General features: G+C 73.4%; 21 protein-coding genes and 1 pseudogene. 11 read left to right on the forward strand and 11 right to left on the reverse strand.

Translation table 11 applies throughout. The features are described from left to right. Positions 1–111 precede the first annotated feature (111 nt). From AC1C2V_RS08195 to AC1C2V_RS08210, 4 genes are all read right to left on the reverse strand, one after another. On the reverse strand, positions 112–981 hold the full coding sequence (locus AC1C2V_RS08195; RefSeq protein WP_495389082.1) for a carbohydrate kinase family protein: 870 nt from the start codon (positions 979–981) through the stop codon (positions 112–114). Beyond that, positions 978–1,169: a hypothetical protein gene (locus AC1C2V_RS08200; RefSeq protein WP_495389083.1), complete on the reverse strand. Its 192-nt coding sequence runs from the start codon at positions 1,167–1,169 to the stop codon at positions 978–980. Before AC1C2V_RS08200 ends, AC1C2V_RS08195 begins: the two co-directional genes overlap by 4 nt. A 43-nt stretch (positions 1,170–1,212) precedes the next feature. Next, on the reverse strand, positions 1,213–3,225 hold the full coding sequence (locus AC1C2V_RS08205; protein ID WP_495389084.1) for an NHL domain-containing thioredoxin family protein: 2,013 nt from the start codon (positions 3,223–3,225) through the stop codon (positions 1,213–1,215). A gap of 103 nt (positions 3,226–3,328) precedes the next feature. After that, positions 3,329–4,525 (reverse strand): FAD-dependent monooxygenase, encoded by a 1,197-nt coding sequence (locus tag AC1C2V_RS08210; protein ID WP_495389085.1) that lies wholly within the window; start codon positions 4,523–4,525, stop codon positions 3,329–3,331. 103 nt (positions 4,526–4,628) lie between these two features. Between AC1C2V_RS08210 and AC1C2V_RS08215 the strand changes: the two genes are divergently transcribed. Then, positions 4,629–5,177: a TetR/AcrR family transcriptional regulator gene (locus AC1C2V_RS08215; RefSeq protein ID WP_495389086.1), complete on the forward strand. Its 549-nt coding sequence runs from the start codon at positions 4,629–4,631 to the stop codon at positions 5,175–5,177. Between the two features lie 12 nt (positions 5,178–5,189). Here AC1C2V_RS08215 and AC1C2V_RS08220 read toward each other — a convergent pair whose 3' ends face one another. Continuing rightward, positions 5,190–5,411 carry a hypothetical protein gene (locus tag AC1C2V_RS08220; protein WP_495389087.1) on the reverse strand — a complete coding sequence of 74 codons (222 nt, stop codon included), beginning with the start codon at positions 5,409–5,411 and terminating at the stop codon, positions 5,190–5,192. 139 nt (positions 5,412–5,550) lie between these two features. On the opposite strand from AC1C2V_RS08220, the gene AC1C2V_RS08225 reads away from it, so the two are divergent. Beyond that, on the forward strand, positions 5,551–6,273 hold the full coding sequence (locus AC1C2V_RS08225; protein ID WP_495389088.1) for a cation diffusion facilitator family transporter: 723 nt from the start codon (positions 5,551–5,553) through the stop codon (positions 6,271–6,273). Positions 6,274–6,311: 38 nt separating this feature from the next. On the opposite strand, the gene nrdI is transcribed toward AC1C2V_RS08225, so the two are convergent. After that, positions 6,312–6,797: a class Ib ribonucleoside-diphosphate reductase assembly flavoprotein NrdI gene (gene nrdI, locus AC1C2V_RS08230; RefSeq protein ID WP_495389089.1), complete on the reverse strand. Its 486-nt coding sequence runs from the start codon at positions 6,795–6,797 to the stop codon at positions 6,312–6,314. Positions 6,798–6,964: 167 nt separating this feature from the next. Here nrdI and AC1C2V_RS08235 point away from each other — a divergent pair, with 167 nt between their 5' ends. Further along, a complete protein-coding gene (locus AC1C2V_RS08235) occupies positions 6,965–7,804 on the forward strand; it encodes an aldo/keto reductase (protein ID WP_495389090.1) in 840 nt (279 codons plus the stop codon). Between the two features lie 26 nt (positions 7,805–7,830). Here AC1C2V_RS08235 and AC1C2V_RS08240 read toward each other — a convergent pair whose 3' ends face one another. Both AC1C2V_RS08240 and AC1C2V_RS08245 read right to left on the reverse strand, forming a co-directional pair. Next, positions 7,831–7,974: a hypothetical protein gene (locus tag AC1C2V_RS08240; protein WP_495389144.1), complete on the reverse strand. Its 144-nt coding sequence runs from the start codon at positions 7,972–7,974 to the stop codon at positions 7,831–7,833. A 773-nt stretch (positions 7,975–8,747) separates the two neighbouring features. Further along, positions 8,748–9,092, reverse strand: a pseudogene (locus AC1C2V_RS08245) (ATP-binding cassette domain-containing protein); the annotation flags it as partial. A gap of 89 nt (positions 9,093–9,181) precedes the next feature. Between AC1C2V_RS08245 and AC1C2V_RS08250 the strand changes: the two are divergent. The 3 genes from AC1C2V_RS08250 (at position 9,182) to AC1C2V_RS08260 (ending at position 10,956) form a co-directional block, all read left to right on the forward strand. Further along, a complete protein-coding gene (locus tag AC1C2V_RS08250) occupies positions 9,182–9,991 on the forward strand; it encodes a TetR/AcrR family transcriptional regulator (RefSeq protein ID WP_495389091.1) in 810 nt (269 codons plus the stop codon). Positions 9,992–10,066: 75 nt separating this feature from the next. Continuing rightward, positions 10,067–10,336: an HPr family phosphocarrier protein gene (locus AC1C2V_RS08255; protein WP_495389092.1), complete on the forward strand. Its 270-nt coding sequence runs from the start codon at positions 10,067–10,069 to the stop codon at positions 10,334–10,336. A gap of 59 nt (positions 10,337–10,395) precedes the next feature. After that, on the forward strand, positions 10,396–10,956 hold the full coding sequence (locus AC1C2V_RS08260) for a vitamin K epoxide reductase family protein (RefSeq protein ID WP_495389093.1): 561 nt from the start codon (positions 10,396–10,398) through the stop codon (positions 10,954–10,956). Positions 10,957–11,034: 78 nt separating this feature from the next. Here the strand turns inward: AC1C2V_RS08260 and ptsP are convergent, their stop codons facing one another. After that, positions 11,035–12,717, reverse strand: a complete 1,683-nt coding sequence (ptsP, locus tag AC1C2V_RS08265) for a phosphoenolpyruvate--protein phosphotransferase (RefSeq protein WP_495389094.1) — start codon at positions 12,715–12,717, stop codon at positions 11,035–11,037. Next, positions 12,714–14,090, reverse strand: coding sequence for a PTS transporter subunit EIIC (locus tag AC1C2V_RS08270; RefSeq protein WP_495389095.1), 1,377 nt, complete (start codon positions 14,088–14,090; stop codon positions 12,714–12,716). Before AC1C2V_RS08270 ends, ptsP begins: the two co-directional genes overlap by 4 nt. 228 nt (positions 14,091–14,318) lie before the next feature. Here AC1C2V_RS08270 and AC1C2V_RS08275 point away from each other — a divergent pair, with 228 nt between their 5' ends. The 4 genes from AC1C2V_RS08275 (at position 14,319) to AC1C2V_RS08290 (ending at position 16,176) form a co-directional block, all read left to right on the forward strand. Then, positions 14,319–15,158: a GntR family transcriptional regulator gene (locus AC1C2V_RS08275; RefSeq protein ID WP_495389096.1), complete on the forward strand. Its 840-nt coding sequence runs from the start codon at positions 14,319–14,321 to the stop codon at positions 15,156–15,158. Further along, a complete protein-coding gene (locus AC1C2V_RS08280) occupies positions 15,155–15,412 on the forward strand; it encodes a PTS sugar transporter subunit IIB (RefSeq protein WP_344247124.1) in 258 nt (85 codons plus the stop codon). The genes AC1C2V_RS08275 and AC1C2V_RS08280 overlap by 4 nt, the downstream gene beginning before the upstream one ends. A gap of 72 nt (positions 15,413–15,484) precedes the next feature. After that, positions 15,485–15,715: a PTS sugar transporter subunit IIB gene (locus AC1C2V_RS08285; protein WP_495389097.1), complete on the forward strand. Its 231-nt coding sequence runs from the start codon at positions 15,485–15,487 to the stop codon at positions 15,713–15,715. Beyond that, the gene (locus AC1C2V_RS08290; protein ID WP_495389098.1) at positions 15,715–16,176 is read left to right on the forward strand and encodes a PTS sugar transporter subunit IIA; all 462 of its coding nucleotides are present in this window, start codon (positions 15,715–15,717) and stop codon (positions 16,174–16,176) included. The genes AC1C2V_RS08285 and AC1C2V_RS08290 overlap by 1 nt, the downstream gene beginning before the upstream one ends. Before the next feature lie 192 nt (positions 16,177–16,368). On the opposite strand, the gene AC1C2V_RS08295 is transcribed toward AC1C2V_RS08290, so the two are convergent. Next, positions 16,369–17,385 carry a chymotrypsin family serine protease gene (locus AC1C2V_RS08295; protein WP_495389099.1) on the reverse strand — a complete coding sequence of 339 codons (1,017 nt, stop codon included), beginning with the start codon at positions 17,383–17,385 and terminating at the stop codon, positions 16,369–16,371. A gap of 70 nt (positions 17,386–17,455) precedes the next feature. On the opposite strand from AC1C2V_RS08295, the gene AC1C2V_RS08300 reads away from it, so the two are divergent. Continuing rightward, complete coding sequence (locus tag AC1C2V_RS08300) at positions 17,456–17,662, forward strand: hypothetical protein (RefSeq protein ID WP_495389100.1); 207 nt, start codon at positions 17,456–17,458, stop codon at positions 17,660–17,662. The last annotated feature ends 19 nt before the right edge of the window (positions 17,663–17,681 follow it).

Here is a 17,681-nt window from a genome sequence, read left to right on the forward strand (position 1 = left end):
TGCCAGGCAAGACTCCCGCCGGGTGACGAGTCAGCATTCCTGCTGAGCAAGCAGTTCGAAAGATGCACACGTCTTGAGCTGGAGTCCATTTCGCCTCAGTCCGCGGTCGCCTCAGTTCGCGGGCGCGAGGCCCGGGCTGCGCACCACCTGCGCGGCGTGGGCGGCGGCCGCGGTGAGCGCCTCCGCGAAGTCCGCCCCGCGTAGGTGCGCGTCGAGGTAGCCGGCGAAGAACCCGTCGCCCGCGCCGTTCGTGTCCACGACGTCGTCGACGACGTCCGCGGGCACGTCGACGAAGCCGTCGGCCGTGAGCGCCGTCGCCCCGCGCGCGCCGTGCGTGCACACGACGAGCCGCGCCCCGGCGTCGAGCCGCGCGGTCATGAACGCGCGGTGGTCGGCCAGCCGGTCGGAGCTGAAGAACACGTGCGTGCCTGCTGCCGCCCAGGGACGGTGGAAGTCCGTGACGCCGTCGTAGTCGTGCAGGTCGACCCAGACGTCCCGCCCTCGCTCACTCGCCGCGGCCAGGACCGGTAGGGCTGAAGGGGCGAGGTCCACGACCACGGCCGCGGCGGCGTCGAGCGCCGCGAGCGTGGCGTCCCAGCCCGGCCCCGACGCGGGCACCTCGCCCGGTGCCCGCAGGTAGACCGAGAGCCGCCCGCCGTCGCCGTCCATGAGGTTGAGGTGGCTCTCGGTGCGCCCGTCGGGCGACGGCTCGGCGAGCACGCGCACCCCGGCGCCCGCCAGGACGTCGCGCACCCGACCGCCCTCGTCGTCCGACCCGAGCACCGTGCGCAGCACGACGCTGCGCCCGAGGCGGGCCAGGTTGAGCGCCTTGCCCGCGGACGTGCCGCCGACGGCGTCGTAGGAGTCCCGGGCAAAGACGGTGTGCGGGGTCGGGGTCGGCAGCGCGTCCACGTGGACGATGCGGTTCCAGGCCGCCGGGCCCGCGACGAGCACCTCGCCCGTGCCGCCGAGCCCGCTCACCGGTCGGCCCGGCCGACGTGCGCGCCCGCACCGACGGCGTACGCCTCGCGCAGCCACCCGGCGAACTCGTCGTCGAGCTGCTCGACCTCCGAGACCCGGAAGTGGTGCACGAACAGGCGTTGGGTGTACGGCTTGGCGCTCGTGATGCGCGGGTCCTCCTGGCCGTCGCCGTCCGTGACGTGGATCATGCGCAGGACCGTACCGCCCGCCACCGACCCGAGGCGCTGTTCCTCAGCCGCGCAGCGGGAGCGTCAGCAAGGCGTCGCCGCCCGGCGTCACGCGCACCGGCACGCCCCAGTCCTGCTGGGCGAGGTGGCACGCGGGGAAGACGTCCGGGTCGGGCTCGCCGTCGAGCCCGAGCGGGACGACGTCGCACGACGCGGCCTTGGCCGTCACGTGCAGCACCCCCTCCACGATGTCCGGGTTGATCACCAGGCCCCTCTCGAGGTCGACGCCGTCGCCCGCGCCGTCGAGCAGCAGCTCGGGCGGGGTGGCGCTGACGCGCAGCTCGGTGGACGGGCCCCAGCGGTCGTCGAGCTTCTGCCCCGGGGCGGGCACGAACGGCACGTCCAGCCGCAGCTCCCCGGGCGTGACCTCCGTGGCCGGGCGCGCCATCCGGTGCGAGCCGCCGTCGAGCACCTCGCCCGCCAGGTCGGCAGGCAGGGCCACCCGCGTGAGCCGGTGCGCGGCCGACTCCACGACGAGCAGGTGCACCCGGTCCCCCTCGACCTGCACCACGACGTCCGACGGCTCCGCGAGCCCGGTGGCGAGGGTCGTGACGGTGTCCGACGCCGGGTCGTAGCGGCGCAGCGCGCCGTTGTACGTGTCGGCGACGACGACGCTGCCGTCGGGGAGCGACGCCACGCCCAGCGGGTGCTGCAGCAGCGCCTCGCGGGCCTCGCCGTCGCGGTGCCCGAAGTCGAACAACCCCTGCCCGACGGCGGTCGTGACCCGCACCCCCCGCGAGTTGTCAGGGCCAGGCGCATCAAGACCTTCGCGTGGCCCTGACAACTCGACGCGCCGCAGCGCCGACGTCTCGGCGTCGGCCAGCCAGAGCGCGTCCCCGTCGGTCGAGCCTGTCGAGCCTGTCGAGCCGATGCCCGCCCGCGCCAGCCCGGACGGCTGGGCGAACCACGCCTCGGTGCCCGGCCCGTCCTCGAGCCCCTCGTTCATCGTGCCGGCGAGCAGCCCGACCGTGCCCTGCAGGGCGTCGAAGGCCCACAGGGTGTGGTTCCCGGCCATCGCCACGACGAACGCCCCGAGCCGTGGCGACCACACGACGTCCCACGGGGAGCTGAGCCGCACGGACCTCGCGGGGTGGACGGCGCCGAGGTCGAGCCCGCCGGTCGCCCCGACGACGTTCTCCTGCCCGCCCACCATGAACTGCTCGCCGGTGCCCGCGACCGTCGTCACCGCGCCGTCGTCGAGCCGCACGCCGCGCAGCGCGTGGTTGACCGTGTCCGCGACGAGCACGTCGTACCCGAGCGCGGGGCGCAGCTCGTCGGGGACGAGGCACAGGCCGTTCGGCTCGCTGAACCGCGCGACGTCGGCGGCCCCGTCATCCAGCCCGCGCTCGCCGGAGCCGATGCGCCGCACCAGCGTCTCGGCATCGGGCGCGAGCTCGGCCAGCGAGTGGTGGCCGGCGTCCGCGACGAGCAGGTTCCCGCCCCGCAGCACGACGGCCTTGGCGGGGAAGCGCAGCGTGCTGGGCGTGGGCTCGGGCGGCACGTACGGGCCGTCGCCGCGGTGCAGCGTGCCCTTCGCGTCGTGCTCGGCCACCAGCTCCTCGACGATCGCCTCGATCGCCGACGCGTGTCCCTCCCCCGCCATCTGCGCGACGACGTAGCCCTCGGGGTCCACGACGACGAGCGTCGGCCAGGCCCGCGCGGTGTATGCGCCCCAGGTGACGAGCTCCGGGTCGTCGAGCACGGGGTGGTGCACCTCGTACCGCTCGACGGCGGCCGCGAGCGCCACCGGGTCCGCCTCGTGCGCGAACTTGGGCGAGTGCACGCCCACGATCACCAGCTCGTCGCGGTGCCGCTCCTCCAGCTCGCGCAGCTCGTCCAGCACGTGCAGGCAGTTGATGCAGCAGAAGGTCCAGAAATCCAGCACCACGACCTTGCCGCGCAGGTCGGCGAGGGTGACGTCGCGGCCGCCGGTGTTGAGCCAGCGGCGGCCGACGAGCTCGGACGCGCGGACGCGGGGCAGACGGGACGAGGAGGTCACCCCGCCATTCTGCGCCATCGTGGCCAGGTCTCCGACGGCGCGGCTCCCGTCGGTTCGTCGAGTACGCCGGGGCCGCCCCGGAGTGAACGGGTGAACCCCGACCGGACGGCCCGCACCACGATCAGCCCACGAGCTCGGGGAGCTCGATGGCGTCGGCCGCCCGGTGGATCGGCGCCGTCACCTGCGCGAGCATCCGCTCCTTGCCCGGCAGCCGGTCCATGATCCGCAGCATCGCGAGCGACGCGCGCACCTGACCTCGCGTGCGGACCACCATGCGCTTCACGTTGGCCGGGCCGAGCGCCTGGTTAGCCTCCACGAAGGGGCGCATCCTCCGCTCGTAGTCCGCGAACGCGGCCGCGTGGTCGTCGTGCCCGGCGAGCGCGGCGGCCAGGACGGACGCCCCGACGAGGGCCATGCTCGTGCCCTGCCCCGAGGCGGGGGACGCGCAGTGCGCGGCGTCGCCGATCAGCACGGTGCGCCCCTGCGACCAGCGGTCCATGCGCACCTGGCTCAGGGAGTCGAACAGCAGGTCGGGCGAGGCGGGCACGTCCGTCAGCAGCGCGGGCACCTCCCACCCCTCGCCGGCGTACGCCTCGGCCAGCAGCCGCTCGCGCCCGGCGCGGTCGAGCCCCTGGTGATCCAGCGGGCCCGACGACCACAGGAACATCGCCCGTGCCCCCGCCTCCCGGGCCGTGGCGTACACGAGCGCGGTGCGGCCGGGGCCCACGTACGTCACCTCTTCGCGGTCGAGGTTCAACCGGTTGGGGACCGTCGCGACGGCGACGTAGTAGCCGAGGTCGGTAAGGAACTTCTCGTCGGGCCCGAACACGAGGTTGCGCGTGGCCGACCGGAGCCCGTCGGCGCCGACCACCAGGTCGTAGCGCCCGGTGCGGCCGGAGGCGAACCCGACCTCGACGGCGTCTCCGGTGTCCGTGAGCGTCGCGATCGAGTCACCGTAGACGTGCTCGGCACCGGACGGGCTCTCGCGCAGGAGGCGGTGCAGGTCCCCGCGCAGCAGCTCGACGTCGTCGTGCACGCGGCCGCCGAAGGTGTCGCCGTCCATGCTCGCGGCCCGCCGTCCTCGCCCGTCGACGACCGTGCCGGACCGCACCTCGGTGCGCAGGCCCTGAGCCTCGGCCAGGAGCCCCATGCGGTCGAGAACCTGCAGAGCGGCGCCCCGCACGTCGACCTTGTACCCGCCGGCGCGGGGCGCGGCGGCGTGCTCGACGACGGTGGGGGTGTCGCCGTGGGCGGCGAGCTGGTGCGCGAGGGCGAGGCCCGCGACACCCCCGCCGGAGATGAGGACGGTGCGGTTCATCGGGCTTCTCCTGACCGTGAGGAAGTTGGTGCGCGCCACGCTACAAGCATCTAAGACACTTGTGCAAGACGTTCGTGTGAGACGCCTGAGCTACCATGGGCCGATGAGTTCGAGCAACAGGGCCGCGCTCCTCGCCGCGGCACGCAACTGCCTCCGCGAGAAGGGGTACGCGCGCACCACCGCACGCGACATCGCCGGCGCCGCCGGCGTCAGCCTCGCCGCGATCGGCTACCACTTCGGGAGCAAGGAGGCGCTGCTGGACGACGCGCTCGTGGCGGCCGTGCGCGACTGGGGGGACGTGCTCGAGTCCATCGGGGCGCAGGACCTCGGATCCTCCCCCAGGGAGCGGTTCGGCGCGGTCTGGCAGCGGGTGACGGCGTCGGTCGCCGAGGACAGGGCCCTCTGGGCGGTGCAGCTCGAGCTCATCGCGACCGCGGCGCGCGACCCGGAACGAGCGGCTGCCGTGACTGCCGCGAGCTCTGACGCCCGCGCGGCACTGGCGGAGCTCTTCGGACTTCCGGCCGAGCACGGCGCCTTCCTGCAGATGCTCCTGCTGGGCGCGGTGGCGCGCGTGCTGCTCGATCCTTCCGACATCATCGACGCCGACGACCTGTTGGCCGACGCGTCGTCGCTCGTCGCGCGGGTCGCCTGACGCCGGGGGGCGTCAGAACGCGGTGACCGCCCCGACGACCTGCACCTGAACGGGCACGCCGTCCACCGCGGGTGGCACGTCCTTGCGCGCGCTCAGGGAAACGACGTTCACCTGGAGCACCCAGTCCGCCTCGTCACCGCGTTGGGCGAGCCCGACGCCGCACACCCCCTCGACGCTCTGGAGCGCCTCGCGCAGGGCGGGTTTGGCGGCGCGCGCCTCGTCGATCGTGACCATGGAACACCTCCGGGTCCTCCCATTGTGCGCCCGACGCCGACACGGGCACAGCCCGAGCCGCGTGACCTGCGCCCGGCCCCAAAGCTGCCGGCCGTCGGCGCCCTTCCGACGATACATCATTCCGTGTACCGTCGGCCTGGTGACCGCCCTCCCGCTCCGCCCCGTGCAGCCCGCACGCCGCGCGCTCCTCGAGCGCCGCGTGCGGTGGATCGTGGCCGCGACGATCGGCTACAACGCGATCGAGGCCGTCGTCGCGATCACCGCCGGGCGCGCGGCATCGTCGGCGGCCCTGGTCGGCTTCGGGCTGGACTCGGTCGTCGAGGTGCTGTCCGGGGCCGCGGTCGCCTGGCAGTTCGCCGCCCCCGACCCGCACCGCCGCGAGCGCGTGGCGCTGCGACTCATCGCCGTGTCGTTCTTCGGCCTCGCACTGTTCGTCACCGTCGACGCCGTGCGCACCCTGCTCGGCGCCGCAGAGCCCGACCATTCTCCCGTCGGCATCGCCCTCGCGGCGGTGAGCCTGGCCGTCATGCCGCTCCTCTCCTGGTTCGAGCGGCGCACCGGCCGGGAGCTCGGCTCCGCATCCGCCGTCGCCGACTCCAAGCAGACCCTGCTGTGCACCTACCTGTCCGCGGTGCTGCTCGTCGGGCTCGTGCTCAACTCCACGCTCGGGTGGACCTGGGCCGACCCGCTCGCCGCGCTCGTCATCGCCGGCTTCGCGGTCAAGGAGGGTATCGAGGCCTGGCGCGGCGACACCTGCAGCACGTCGGTCGGCGCGCTCCTCGGGGGCGAGGACGGCTGTGCGGACGGGTGCGACGACGGGTGCTGCGCTCACCGCGACGGCGGGGCGGCCGGTCCACGCTGACCGTCCTTCGGCGCCGACGAGCCGGCCACCCCACCGGCTCAGACCGGCACACGTGGGCGCCTGTCGCGGAGCCCGGCGTCGAGCGCGGCGAGGGTCTCCCGCGCCTGCTCGACGTCCCACCGCGTGCCCTGCAGCTCGAATTCGAAGAGCACCGGACGGCCGGACGCCCGGGCCACCTGCCGCGCGGCCGCCTGATAGTGCTGGCCGAAGTTCCGGTTACCCGAGCCCATGATCCCCACCAGCCGACGCCGCGTGACGGGGGTGCGCAGGAACCGACGCACCGGCTCGGGGAGAGTGTCGTTGTCCGGGTTGCCGGTCTTGTACGACGGCGTGACCAGCACCCACGGCCCCCGGGGTACCGAGCGGCGCACCTCCCGGTCGCCCAGGTCGTGCACGGGCCGACCGAGGCGTTCGCAGAACTGGCGAACCATCCCCGAGGCCGACGAGGCGAAGTAGACGTGCACCTGGTCGAACGGCATCTGGTCGAACGGCATCTGGTCGAACGGCATCTGGTCGAACGGCATCGGATCTCCTCACGGGGCGACCGCCCTGGCGGCCGGGGCGACACCTCCAGCGTGCTCCCGGCGACGGTCCCCGGGAGAACTTCGGCGCGATGGGATCGATCACGCCACCGGGTCATCTCGACGCTCGCCTCCCTGCGTGGCCGGCGGTACCGGGACAGGATGGGGTCATGAGCACCGCGATCCCGTCCCTGCCCCTGAACAACGGCACGTCGATCCCGCAGCTCGGCTTCGGCACGTTCAAGATCCCGCCGGAGCAGACGCGCGACCTGGTGCTGACCGCCCTCGAGGCGGGCTACCGGCACATCGACACCGCGCAGATGTACCGCAACGAGCGGGGCGTCGGGGAGGCCGTCGCCGCGGCGGGTCTGCCCCGCGACGACCTGTTCATCACTACCAAGCTGAACAACGCGTTCCACGCGCACGACGACGCGCTCATCGCCTTCGACCTCTCGCTCGACGAGCTCGGCCTCGACCACGTCGACCTGTTCCTCATCCACTGGCCCCTGCCCGCCGTCGGGAAGTTCGCCGAGGCGTGGACCGCGCTGGAGGAGATCTACCGCTCCGGCCGCGCCCGCGCCATCGGCGTCTCGAACTTCCAGCCGCACCACCTGCGCCGGGTACTGGCGGAGGGCACCGTCGTGCCCGCGGTGAACCAGGTGGAGGTGCACCCGTGGCTCGGCAACGAGGAGGTCCGCGCCTTCGACGCGGAGCACCAGATCGTCACGGAGGCCTGGTCCCCGCTGGGCCGGGGCCGCGTCCTGGAAGACCCGACGATCGTCCGCATCGCCACCGAGCACGGCAAGACCCCTGCCCAGGTGGTGCTCCGCTGGCACCTCCAGCGCGGCGACGTCATCTTCCCGAAGTCCGTGACCCCGGCGCGCATCGCCGAGAACCTCGACCTCTTCGACTTCGAGCTCACCGACGCCGACCTGGCCGACATCACCGCGCTGGACCGCGGCGAGCGCATCGGCTCCCACCCGGACGAGATGAACGACACCGGCCGCTGAGATTCCGGCTCGACCAGCGGCCGCCCTCAGACCGACTTGCGGGTGGCGCGGATGCCGACCAGCAGGCCGACGGCGCACGTGAGCGCCGCGGCGACGGTCCCCCACAGCACGGCCGGGTCGGCGAACGTGGCGCCGAAGAGCATCCGCTCGGAAGCCGCCGCCGAACGCACCGGTGAGCAGCGGGCCGAACAGGCCGAGGAAGATCAGCGGCTGCAGCAGGGAGAAGACCAGCGTGAACGGGTCGCGCAGAGTCAGGATCTCGCGGGTGAAGACGGCGCCCGTGTCCGCGAAGAACTTGCCCGGGCCGGTGCGGGTGACGATGCGGGGGCCTCGTGCCCCGTGTCCCTCTGCCCGGTGCCCGTCTGCCCCGTGCCCGTCTGCCCCGTGCCCGTGTGAGTGGTGCGGGTCTGCCCGGTCCTGCTGTTCGCTCCTGGCGTGCCCTCTGCGGTGCCTCGCTGAGGAACACGTCGTCGAGGCTCGCCTGCCGCACGCTCGCCGACGACGTCGCGACCCCCGCCACGCGCAGCGACCCGATGACGCCGGGCAGGGTGTCCGCGCCGCTCGCGGTGGTCACCCGTACCTGCAGCCCGGGCTCGTGCGGCGTGAGCTCGACGTCGCCGAGGCCGTCGGGCAGCGCGGCGCGCACCGCCGCGCCGTCGTCGGTGGCGACCACCAGCGTGAGGGCGTCGTCCGCGTGCCGGCGCTTGAGGGCGTCGGGCGCGGCGTCGGCGATGATCTCCCCGTGGTCGATGACGACGACGCGTTCCGCCATGCTGTCCGCTTCGTCGAGGTAGTAGGTGGTGAGCACCACCGTCATGCCGTACCGCTCGCGCATCGCCGTGAGGCGGCCCCAGAGGTTGGCCCGCGAGTGCGGGTCGAGGCCCGCGGTGGGCTCGTCGAGGAACAGCAGCGGCGGGTGGTTCATCAGCCCGAGCGCGACGTCGAGCCGGCGGCGCTGCCCGCCGGACAGCGACTGCACGGACCGCCCCTCGAGCCCCGTGAGCTCGAGCGCCGCCATCAGGTCGGCGGCCCGGTCCTTGTAGACCTGCGGCGACGTAGACCTGCGGCGACGTAGACCTGCGGCGACGTAGACCTGCGGCGACAGGCCGTAGAACCGGCCCTGGTCGTGCAGCTCGTCGATCACCTTGTAGCTGAAGCCGCCGCCGTTGCCCTGCCCGATGAAACCGGGCCGGGCGCGCACCTGCCCGGGGTGGGCTACGACGTCGAACCCCGCGACGGTGGCCTCGCCCGCCGTCGGCTCCAGGAGTGCGCTCCCCTCTCCCCGCATCTCTCGTACACTGTACTGGAACTAGCTTCAAGACTAGCAACGGGGTCCGGCAACGGGCCACGGTCGTGGCGGTGGGAGGATGACGAGCCATGTCGAGCACTACGCCAGAGCCGGGGCCGTCGGCCGGCCCGGAACCACCGGTCGAACCGGCCGACGGGATCCCCCGTCCGCCCGACGTCGTGCGCCGGCTGGCGCTGCTCTGGGACCCGCCACAGCCGTCGGGGCGCGGGCGCAAGGCCCGCCTCACCCTCGACGAGGTGATCGCCGCGGGCACGGCGATCGCCGACGCGGAAGGTTTGGACGCGCTGTCGATGCGCAAGGTCGCCGCCCGGCTCGGCGTCGGGGCGATGTCGCTGTACACGTACGTGCCGGGGCGCACGGAGCTGCTCGACCTGATGATCGACCGCGCGTTCGCCGAGCTCGACCTGCTCCCCTCCGACGCGACGTGGCGCGACGGCCTCGGCGCCTACGCCCGCCAGCACTGGCACCTGTACCAGCACCACCCGTGGATCCTGCAGACCAACATGTGGCGGCTGCCGCCCACGCCCGCGGTGCTGGACGCGCAGGAGTGCGGCCTGCGCAGCCTCGTCGACACGGGGCTCCCGGAGCGCCAGGTGGTCGAGATCATCGGGCTGGTCGACGCGTTCGTGCGCGGCCTCGCGCGTGCCACGGTCGCCGAGGTGGCCGAGAACGACGCCTCGGGCCAGAGCAACGACGAGTACTGGACCTCGATGAGCAGCTTCTGGGCCGACTGGTTCGACCCGCAGCGGTACCCCACCATGACGCGCATCTGGGAGGCGGGGGGCTTCGACGCCGAGGCCACGCCCTTCGACGCCTCGATAGAACGGCTGCTCGACTCCGTCGGGATGGCGATCGACCGCGCCCGCGTCCCTCGCTGACCAGGGACGGGCTTCCCTTCCCGGCCTGCGATCCCTACGATTAACTGGTCCAGACCACCCGTCTCGGAGGACTCCATGGAACGCACCGTCGTCGTCGCCATCACCGAGGGCCTGCACGCCCGCCCGGCCGCCCTGTTCGCGCAGAAGGCCGGCCAGCAGCCGGTCCCCGTGAAGATCGCCAAGAACGGCAGCGTCCCGGTGGACGCAGCGAGCATCCTCGGGATCATGACGCTCGGCGCGGACGCCGGCGACGAGGTGGTGCTGCGCACCGAGACCGACGGCGACGACGCCACGGCCACGCTGGACGCGCTGGTCGACTTCCTCTCCTCCGAAGCGGTGGCCTGACGGACCGGGCCCACCGCCCGAGCGGTTTCTTCCACTCGGCGGGCTGGCTGTTCGGCGAGATGCTCGTCGGCGCGCTCGTGGGGCTGGTCGCTGCCTTCGTCCTGTCGGTCGACGCCGTCGAGCTGGCCGCCGACCCCGACGCCGTGCTGTCGTGCAACATCAACGCCGTGATCTCCTGCGGCACCGTCGGGACGTCATGGCAGGCGAGCCTCTTCGGGTTCCCCAACGCCTTCCTCGGGCTCATCGCCGAGTCCGTGGTCATCACCGTCGCCGTCGCCGGGCTCGCCGGGGTGCGGTTCCCGCGGTGGTTCATGACGGCGGCGCAGACCGTCTACCTGCTCGGGTTCGTCTTCGCCTACTGGCTGCTCTGGCAGTCGATGTTCGTCATCGGCGCGCTGTGCCCCTGGTGCCTCACGATCACCGTCTCCACGACGCTCGTGTTCGCGTCGATGCTGCACTGGAACATCCTCGAGGACACCCTCTACTGGCCCCCGCGCCTGCAGGCCTGGGCGATGTCCCTCGTGCGGTCCGGCGCGTTCGGCATCCTCACCGCGGCGTGGTTCGCCCTGCTCGCCGCCGCGGTGCTGTTCAAGTACGGCGCCGCGCTCTTCGCTGGTTGAGCCTGTCGAAACCTCGGTCCTGGGTTTCGACAAGCTCAACCACCGGGGCGGGTTTCGACAGGCTCAACCAGCGGATCGTCACAGTCCGAGCGGCTCCAGCACGTCGGCCAGCTCGCGCCGGACGGCGGAGCGCGCGGCGTCGGCGTCGGGCTGCTCCAGCGCCACGCGCGCGAGCTCGCGGCACCGGACGAACGTGACCTCGGCGAGCACGGCCGCGACGTCGGCGAGGGCGCGCGGCGTCATGGACAGCGACTTCACGCCGAGCCCCACGAGCACGGGGGCGAGCACGGCGTCCGCCGCCGCCTCGCCGCACACGCCCACGGGACGCCCGCGGGAGTACGCGCCCCCGCAGGTGGTGCGCACCAGCTCGAGCACGGCGGGCTGCCACGACGTGGAGAGCGCCGCGAGGTCACCCAGCATGCGGTCGGCCGCCATCGCGTACTGCGTGAGGTCGTTGGTGCCGATGCTGCCGAACGTCGCGTGCTCGAAGATCCATTGCGACCGCAGCGCGGCCGCCGGCACCTCCACCATCGCGCCGGCGCGGTGCAGCCCGTGCGTCTCGCAGGCGGCGACGAACGACCGTGCCTCGTCGGTCGTGGCGACCATGGGCGCCATGACCCACACGTCGGCGCCCTCGGCGGCGGCCGCCTCCGCGATCGCCTGGAGCTGCCGGTCGAGCACCTCGGGGTGGGCGACGGCGGTGCGCAGGCCGCGGACGCCGAGCGCCGGGTTGGGCTCGTCGTCGGCGGTCACGAAGGGCAGCGGCTTGTCCGCCCCCGCGTCGAGGGTGCGGACCACGACCTTGCGGCCGCCGAACGCGGCGAGCACGCCGCGGTAGGCCGCGACCTGCTCCTGGACCGACGGCTCGGAGTCGCGCCCGAGGAAGCAGAACTCGGTGCGGAACAGGCCCACGCCCTCGGCGTGCGCCGCGACGGCCGCCTGCGCCGCCTCCGGGTCGGCCACGTTGGCGAGCAGCTCCACCCGGTGCCCGTCGGCGGTGCGGCCGGTGCCGTCGAAGGTCCGCACCACGCGCACGGCGCGCCGCGCGGCCTCGACCTCGGCGTCGGACGGGTCGCGCACCACCGTGCCCGCGCCGCCGTCGACGACGACGGTCTCGCCCTCGGCGAGCTCGTCGGCCCCGTGGGTCGCGACGACGGCGGGGATGCCGAGCGCGCGCGCCAGGATCGCGGTGTGCGAGGTCGGGCCGCCGCCCCTGGTCACGATGCCGACCACCTCGGCCGGGTCGAGCGTGGCCGTGTCCGCGGGCGCGAGGTCGTCCGCCACGAGCACGAACGGGTGCCCCGGCGAGGGCACGCCCGGTGGGCGCACGCCCGTGAGCTCCGCGACGATCCGGTCGCGCACGTCGTGCACGTCGCGGGCCCGCTCGCTCAGCGGCGGGCCGAGCGACTCGAGCTGCGCGGCCAGCGCGTTCGCGGCGTCCCACACGGCCCGCTCGGGCGTCGACGACGACCCCCGCACGCGCCGCTCGGCGTCGGAGGCCAGCGTCGGGTCGGCGGCCATGGCGGCCGTGACCGTGAGGACGTCCGCCGCCGTGCCCGTGGCCTCGGCCGCCTGCGCGGTGAGGCGGTCCTGGACGGCCCGCGACGCGGCGCCCAGGCGGGACACCGCGTCGTCGGCCCCTGCCGGGTCGGACGTGTCAATCGTCGCCGCCGGGGGCTCCGGGACGGGGGCCGGCATCGTCACGACGACGCCGGCCACCCGCCCGGGGCTCACCGGGGCACCGGTGAGAGTGATGCTCATCTGTCCGAGCCCTTCTCCTTCGCGGCCGCGGGTCCGGCGTCGGACCCGGCGGCCTTCTGGTCCCCGGCCGCCTGGTCGGCGGCCTGCTGCTCCGTGGCCTGCTGCTCCGTGGCCTGGTCGGCGACGACGGCGGCCGCGGCCTCCGGGTCGTCCTCGCGGCCAGGCGTCTTGAGGTTCCACTTCGTGATGACGAACCGGAACAGGAAGTAGTAGATGACCGCGTAGCCCAGCCCGATGAGGATGAGCAGCAGCGGCATCTCGGCGATGCGGAAGTTGAGCAGGTAGTCGATGACGCCCGCGGAGAAGCCGAAGCCGTCGCGGATGCCGATCGCGTTGACCAGCGCGAGGGAGCTGCCGGTGAGGACCGCGTGGATCGCGTACAGCGGGTACGCCACGTAGACGAACGCGTACTCGAGGGGCTCGGTGACGCCGGTGACGAAGGCGACCAGCGCGGCGGAGCCGAGGACGCCGCCGATGGCCTTGCGGTTCTGCGGCTTGGCGGTGTGGATCATCGCGAGCGCCGCCGCCGGGAGGGCGAACATCATGATCGGGAAGAAGCCGGTCATGAACGTGCCCGCGGTGGGGTCGCCGTTGAGGAAGCGCGCGATGTCGCCGTTGACGACCGCACCGCCGGGCGTCGTGAAGGAGCCGAACTGGAACCAGGGCAGCGAGTTCAGCAGGTGGTGCAGGCCGAACGGCAGGAGGAGGCGGTTCAGGGTGCCGAAGACGAACCCTCCGAGCACGGTCGAGCCGGTGACGAAGACGCCGATCTGGTCGTTGATCAGCCAGTCGAAGGCCGGGTAGATCAGGGCGGCGACGACGCCGATGACCAGCGACATCCCCGCAGTGACGATCGGCACGAACCGCCGGCCGCCGAAGAAGGCGAGGTAGGCCGGCAGCTTGATCCGGTAGTACTTCTGGTACAGCAGGGCGGCCGTGAGGCCGACGATGATGCCGCCCAGCACGCCGTAGTTGATGAGGACCTGCTCACCGTTCGCGTCCACGCCGAGGCCGATGGCCGGGGACAGCGCGTCCGTGACGCCGGTGAAGACGAGGTAGCCGATGAGGGCCGCGAGCCCGGTGGTGCCGTCCGCCTTGCGGGCGTACCCGACCGCCACGCCGAGGGCGAAGATGATCGGCAGGTTGTCGATCAGCGCGCTGCCGGCGGCGCCGACCACGTCGGCCACGTACTGCATCCACGGGAGCGTGCCGGCGACCCCGTCGGCGCCGAGCATGTCGGCCTGACCCAGGCGCAGGAGCAACGCGGCGGCGGGCAGCGAGGCGATGGGAAGCATCAGCGAGCGGCCGACGCGCTGCAGCTGCGCCAGGCCGGGGAAGCCCCGCTTCTGCTTGGTCTCAGCGACCGTGGTCATGGTTCTCCTCCGATGGGTGGCCCGGTGCGGGCGGGTCCTGCAGGCCCGGGCCTGCGTCGTCCGGCGGCAGTGTCGCGACGTCGATGCGGCGGCATTGCCGGTGATCCCTACGCTGCCATCGGCAGGTTGTCTGGACCACTTGCAGGAAGAGTGGTCTAGACCTCATGATGTGTCAACCCCGTGCTTCCGCCGGGAGGAACGGCCCGATACTTGGGCACGATGTCGGACATGACGCTGATCGATGCCGATCACAGGGCAGGACAGGACACGACGATGGTCAGGGCACGCGTTCGCGGCGGCGAGCACAAGTACCTCGCGGTGCGCGCGTACCTCGCCGGGCTCGTGTCGACCGAGCTGTCCGTCGGGGACGCCGTCCCCTCCGAGCGCAGCCTCACCGAGCAGTTCGGCGTCTCCCGCATGACCGTGCGCCAGGCGATCGACGCGCTGGTCACCGAGGGCGTGCTGGAGCGCGCGCAGGGCCGCGGCACCTTCGTGGCGCCGCCGCGCGCGGACTTCGAGATGCGCCTGACCACCTTCGGCGAGGAGGCCCGCCGCCGCGGCCTCACGCCGGGGGCGACGGTGCTGCGGTGCGAGTCGCTGCCCGCGCCGGCCCCGGTCGCCGAGGCGCTGGACCGCGAGGTCGGCACCCCCGTGCACCACGTGGTGCGGCTGCGCACCGCAGACGGCAACCCGATGAGCGTCGAGGAGTCCTGGATCCCCGTCGACCTCGCGCCCGACCTGCTCGACGGCGGCGTGCCCGACAGCCTCTACGCCGCTCTGCGCGAGCGCGGCCTCGACCCGTCCTGGGGCGAGGAGACCATCACGGCCGCGGACGGCACTCCGGAGGAGCTCGAGTCGCTGCAGATGCAGTCCTCGCGCGCCGTCATGCGCACCGTGCGCCGCACCTTCGGCGGCGACGCCGCCCTCATGTACTCGCGCGCCAGCTACCGCGGCGACCGGTACAGCGTCTTCGTGCCCCTGCGCGAGGCGCGCCCGACGCTGGTGCCCCGCTCGACCCCGTCAGGACGACCCGTCCCCGGACGCATCCCCGAAGGGAGCCCTCGATGAGCCAGCCCGACAGCGACCCCGACGCGCGGCTCGCCGCGTCGATCCTCGCCGGCCTCGGCGGGGTGGAGAACATCGACGAGATCGACCCGTGCACCACCCGGCTCCGGTCTCTCGTCAAGGACCCCGCCCTGGTGGATGCCGCCCTGCTGCGGCGCGCCGGGGCGTTCGGAGTGATGATCAACGGGCGGGTGGTGCAGGTCGTGGTGGGCCCGCGCGTGGACACGATCGCCTCCGACCTCGCCGAGCTCATGTGAGCCCGTGTGAAGCCAGGCCAGCGTGATGCCGGAACCCCTGACCCACGGATCCCGGACCGACCAAGGAGCATCATGAGCAAGGCACAGCAGATCCTCGACGCCCTCGGCGGCGACGACAACATCGTCGACCTCGAGCCGTGCATCACCCGGCTCCGCGTCGAGGTCGAGGACCCCGCCAAGGTGAACGACGCCGCGCTCACCGCGGCCGGCGCGATCGCCGTCGTCCGGTCCGGCATCGCGATCCAGGTCATCGTGGGCCCCGAGGCGGACACGCTCGCCTCGGACATCGAGGACCTGCGCTGATGACGGCGCTGACCGTCCTCGCCCCCGTCGCCGGCACGGTCGTCGACGTGTCCGAGGTGGCCGACCCCGTGTTTTCCGCCGGCCTCGTCGGCCCGGGCCTCGCGATCGAGCCCGACGGCGTCCGTGGCCGGGAGGCGGTGGCGCCCATCACGGGCAAGCTCGTCAAGCTGCACCCGCACGCGTTCGTCGTGCAGCACGCCGACGGCCGCGCCGTCCTCGTGCACCTGGGCATCGACACGGTCAAGCTCGGCGGCGAGGGCTTCACCGCGCACGTCGAGGAGGGCGCCGACGTCCAGCGCGGCACCGTCCTCGTCTCCTGGGACCCAGCCGCGGTCCGCGACGGCGGCCGCTCCGCCGTCTGCCCCGTCGTGGCGCTCGAGGCGACGCCCGACGTCGTCGACCGCCTCGCGCAGGTCGGCACGATGATCGAGCACGGCGAGGACCTGCTCACCTGGGCCTGATCCCGCCGAGGTAGTTCGAAAATCCGCGAGGTAGTTCCAAATCTCGCGAGGTAGTCCGACGTGCGGCGGGGAGGCAACTACCTCGGCGCGTCCCGAACTACCTCGCGAGATTTGGAACTACCTCGCGGATTTTCGAACTACCTCGCGGATTTTCGAACTACCTCGCGAATTTCCGGACTACCTCGGCGGGGGTCAGGCGAGCTGGACGCCCAGCGCCTCGAGGACGGCGTCGATCGGGTTGCAGTAGGTGAGCCCGCTGCCGTCGGCACCGCCGGTCTCGGAGCCGGCGAACAGGAGGCCCAGGGCCACGCCGTCCTCGCGGTAGACGAGCGAACCGGAGTCTCCGCCGCGGGAGAAGGCGCCGGCGGTGCCCTCGACCTCGATCTGGTTGTCGAACGACAGGGCGCCGAGCTCCTCGCCGTACCCGACGACGACGTCGTCCATCTCGATCGCCGTGACCCGGCCCTGCGTGAGCGCGGTGGTGCGGCCGATCTTCGCCACCGCCTCGCCGCCGGTCGCGACGGCCGTGGTGGTCACCCGCCCGACGGGATACGCGGGGTCGGTCCCGACCCCGTCGTCCACCAGGGCCAGCGCCGCGTCCACGGTCGCGGGCTCGCCGGGGGTCAGCGGGACCATCTGCGCGAGGGTGCCGACGCGGTCCTCGGGCGAGCGGCCGCCGTCGGCGGGGCCCGGCTGCACGACGACGTCCCCGACCTGCGCCGAGGGCGACCCCGCGAGCACGTGGAAGTTGGACAGCACGAACGTAGCGGCGTCGGCGCGGGTCACGAAGGCGCCGAGCGTGCCGGCGGTCACGTCCACGTGCGCGATCGAGACGCCCGGGCGCAGGGGCCGCACGCGGTCGGTCTCCCCCGCGGCCTGCGCCGTCGCGACCGGCGGCCGGACCGCGCGGGCGAGGGTGCGGATGCGGCCGGTGCGGCGCACGTCGACGGCGTCGCCCGCCTCGGCGGCCAGCTTGCGCGCGAACGACCGCGCGGTGGGCACGCCGAGCCGGTACCGCACGGCGATCGCGTAGCGCCCCTCCCCCTGCGGCGCGAGGCCGAGCGACAGGGTGGGCGCGCGCACCACGTCGGCCGGCGTGGCGTCGTCGCCGACGGCGTACGGGGACGCCGGCACGCCGTGGCGTTCGGCCAGGTCACGGGCGAACTCGGACAGCCGTGACTTGGTCTCGCGCGCCTGGGTGAGGTCCATGCGGCGAGTCTGCTGCAGACCTGTGACACACCGGGTGTCACAAACCGGCGAGTCGGACATCTTTCCCCCCGTGAGACCTGCACCGTCCCCGCTGTCCCCCGAGTACGACGACGTCAGCCGCGCCCTGACCTGGGCGCTCGACCACGACCTGCACGCCCTGCTGGAACACCGGCAGATCGCCCACCTGGGGGCGGCCGCCCGCCGCCGGGCCGACACCGTGCTGGTGCTGCGTTGGCAGCGGGCCGCCGCCCGCGCGGGCGCGTGCGCCACCCTCTGACGGCCCCTCCGGCGACCCC

Source organism: Isoptericola sp. Y541 (assembly GCF_059445465.1).

Bases quoted from the DNA above. Each gene is read 5' to 3' on its own strand.
- nrdI (WP_495389089.1), bottom strand. From the start codon at position 6,797: ATGCCGTTCGACCAGATGCCGTTCGACCAGATGCCGTTCGACCAGATG.
- AC1C2V_RS08200 (WP_495389083.1), bottom strand. From the start codon at position 1,169: ATGATCCACGTCACGGACGGCGACGGCCAGGAGGACCCGCGCATCACG.
- AC1C2V_RS08290 (WP_495389098.1), top strand. From the start codon at position 15,715: ATGACGGCGCTGACCGTCCTCGCCCCCGTCGCCGGCACGGTCGTCGAC.
- AC1C2V_RS08280 (WP_344247124.1), top strand. From the start codon at position 15,155: ATGAGCCAGCCCGACAGCGACCCCGACGCGCGGCTCGCCGCGTCGATC.
- AC1C2V_RS08270 (WP_495389095.1), bottom strand. From the start codon at position 14,090: ATGACCACGGTCGCTGAGACCAAGCAGAAGCGGGGCTTCCCCGGCCTG.
- AC1C2V_RS08205 (WP_495389084.1), bottom strand. From the start codon at position 3,225: ATGGCGCAGAATGGCGGGGTGACCTCCTCGTCCCGTCTGCCCCGCGTC.
- AC1C2V_RS08295 (WP_495389099.1), bottom strand. From the start codon at position 17,385: ATGGACCTCACCCAGGCGCGCGAGACCAAGTCACGGCTGTCCGAGTTC.
- AC1C2V_RS08210 (WP_495389085.1), bottom strand. From the start codon at position 4,525: ATGAACCGCACCGTCCTCATCTCCGGCGGGGGTGTCGCGGGCCTCGCC.
- AC1C2V_RS08235 (WP_495389090.1), top strand. From the start codon at position 6,965: ATGAGCACCGCGATCCCGTCCCTGCCCCTGAACAACGGCACGTCGATC.
- AC1C2V_RS08215 (WP_495389086.1), top strand. From the start codon at position 4,629: ATGAGTTCGAGCAACAGGGCCGCGCTCCTCGCCGCGGCACGCAACTGC.
- ptsP (WP_495389094.1), bottom strand. From the start codon at position 12,717: ATGAGCATCACTCTCACCGGTGCCCCGGTGAGCCCCGGGCGGGTGGCC.
- AC1C2V_RS08275 (WP_495389096.1), top strand. From the start codon at position 14,319: ATGACGCTGATCGATGCCGATCACAGGGCAGGACAGGACACGACGATG.
- AC1C2V_RS08285 (WP_495389097.1), top strand. From the start codon at position 15,485: ATGAGCAAGGCACAGCAGATCCTCGACGCCCTCGGCGGCGACGACAAC.
- AC1C2V_RS08250 (WP_495389091.1), top strand. From the start codon at position 9,182: ATGTCGAGCACTACGCCAGAGCCGGGGCCGTCGGCCGGCCCGGAACCA.
- AC1C2V_RS08260 (WP_495389093.1), top strand. From the start codon at position 10,396: ATGCTCGTCGGCGCGCTCGTGGGGCTGGTCGCTGCCTTCGTCCTGTCG.
- AC1C2V_RS08220 (WP_495389087.1), bottom strand. From the start codon at position 5,411: ATGGTCACGATCGACGAGGCGCGCGCCGCCAAACCCGCCCTGCGCGAG.
- AC1C2V_RS08255 (WP_495389092.1), top strand. From the start codon at position 10,067: ATGGAACGCACCGTCGTCGTCGCCATCACCGAGGGCCTGCACGCCCGC.